3 protein-coding genes are annotated in these 1409 nt (G+C 70.5%); 1 reads left to right on the forward strand and 2 read right to left on the reverse strand.

Going from position 1 to position 1409, the window contains the following annotated elements; translation table 11 throughout:
- Nucleotides 1-109, forward strand: a 109-nt coding sequence (locus tag FKP22_RS30365) for a GNAT family N-acetyltransferase (RefSeq protein WP_141291923.1), incomplete at its 5' end; no start/stop codon positions are given.
- Nucleotides 110-124: 15 nt separating this feature from the next.
- Here the strand turns inward: FKP22_RS30365 and FKP22_RS30370 are convergent.
- Both FKP22_RS30370 and FKP22_RS30375 read right to left on the reverse strand, forming a co-directional pair.
- Nucleotides 125-970 carry an NRDE family protein gene (locus FKP22_RS30370; protein ID WP_141291924.1) on the reverse strand — a complete coding sequence of 282 codons (846 nt, stop codon included), beginning with the start codon at nt 968-970 and terminating at the stop codon, nt 125-127.
- Nucleotides 961-1290 carry a DUF4936 family protein gene (locus FKP22_RS30375; RefSeq protein ID WP_141291925.1) on the reverse strand — a complete coding sequence of 110 codons (330 nt, stop codon included), beginning with the start codon at nt 1288-1290 and terminating at the stop codon, nt 961-963. Before FKP22_RS30375 ends, FKP22_RS30370 begins: the two co-directional genes overlap by 10 nt.
- Between the last annotated feature and the right edge of the window lie 119 nt (nt 1291-1409).

Consider the following 1409-nt stretch of genomic DNA (forward strand, 5'->3'; position numbering starts at 1 on the left):
CCAGACCAGCGCCGCGCCGTTCTACAGCCGGGCCGGCTTCACGTCGCGCGGGCCGGTCTTCGAGGAAGCCGGCATCCAGCACGTGGAGATGGTGCGGGCGCTGCGCTGACGCAGCAGCTCGCCGTCAGTGCTGTATCGGCACCAGCAGCGGCGCGAAGCTGCTCTGGACCGGCGGCCAGTCCAGCAACTGGCGCTGCACCGGCGGGCTGCTGGCCTGGCCGGGGCTGTGGGTCTGTTCAAAGACCTGGGTAATCAGCCGGGTGCCGACGCGTTCGGTGATCAGCACGGTGGAGCAGCGTGTGCCGTAGCGGCCATCGGCGCTGTGGATGAAGGCGGGCGAGAGCATGCGCTCGACCGTCAGCGGCACGCCGGTCTGCGGCAGCGAGGCGTCGGGCGCCTGCTTGTTGTCGGCCAGCGCGGCGAACAGCTGGGTGCGCAATTGTTCGACCGGGCCGGTTTGCGACAAGGCCTGCGTGAGCCGCGCCTTCAGCGCCTGGACCTTGGGCCAGGGCGTGTCCAGCGCGGCATTGCTCAGACCAAACACGCCACGGTCCAGCCGGCGAGGGTGGCTGTGTTCGTTGCTGGCCCAGAAGCATTCGCCGCGCTGGAAGTCCGCGGCAATCAGGTTGAAGGGCGCGTAGCCGGCCATCGCAACCGACGGCCAGAAGCGGTCAGCTCGCGCCGTGCTGCCCAGCCAGCGCAGCACGATCTCGCCACGAGAGGGTGCGCCGGGCTCGGTCAGCATGGGCCGGCGCACATTCGTCACCAGGCCGAAGCGGCCGGCGGCCGTCATGCCCAGCCAGGTGCCACCAGCCTTCAGGTCGCGGCCGGCCAGCACGGCCGGGCCGTCACCAGGCGGTGTCCACCAGTCCAACATGCTGGCCGGACGGTCCAGGTACTCGTCGCGATTGGCCGCGACCACCAGCGGAAAGCGCGGGTGCTGATCCAGCGCAATGGCGGCTAGGCACATGGCACGAAACGTTCGGTGTGGCGTGGGCCGGCCAGGTGCGGCGCCAGCACGCTGGCTGCCGCTTCGATGGCCTGCGGCAGGCCGGCAGCGTCCGCTGCCGAGACCTGGGGCAGCAGGCGGTACACCTCCATCAGCGTGACGCAGCCGTCGTTGGCTTCTGGCCGCCGCATGACTTCGGTCGACAGGCCGGGCCAGTCGCCGCGCAGGCGTTGCTGGAAGCCACGCACCAGCGCACTGGCCGTGGCCAGCTCGGGTTCCGGAACGCGGTAATAGATGAACCAGGCCGGTGGCGCGCCGGCAGCCGCCGGTTCAGCTTTCATCCTGCAGCAGCGGGTACGGCAGGGCTTGCGGTTGCAGCAGCGGGCCGTCCGCAGCGCCCAGGTGCAGCGCGCCTTCGGCCGTCAGCGCGGCCAGTTTGAGTTCGACGAACGCCAGGCTT

Origin of the sequence: Ideonella azotifigens (assembly GCF_006519715.1) — a bacterium.
Taxonomy (GTDB): domain Bacteria; phylum Pseudomonadota; class Gammaproteobacteria; order Burkholderiales; family Burkholderiaceae_C; genus Ideonella; species Ideonella azotifigens.

Bases quoted from the DNA above. Each gene is read 5' to 3' on its own strand.
- FKP22_RS30370 (WP_141291924.1), bottom strand. From the start codon at position 970: ATGTGCCTAGCCGCCATTGCGCTGGATCAGCACCCGCGCTTTCCGCTG.
- FKP22_RS30375 (WP_141291925.1), bottom strand. From the start codon at position 1,290: ATGAAAGCTGAACCGGCGGCTGCCGGCGCGCCACCGGCCTGGTTCATC.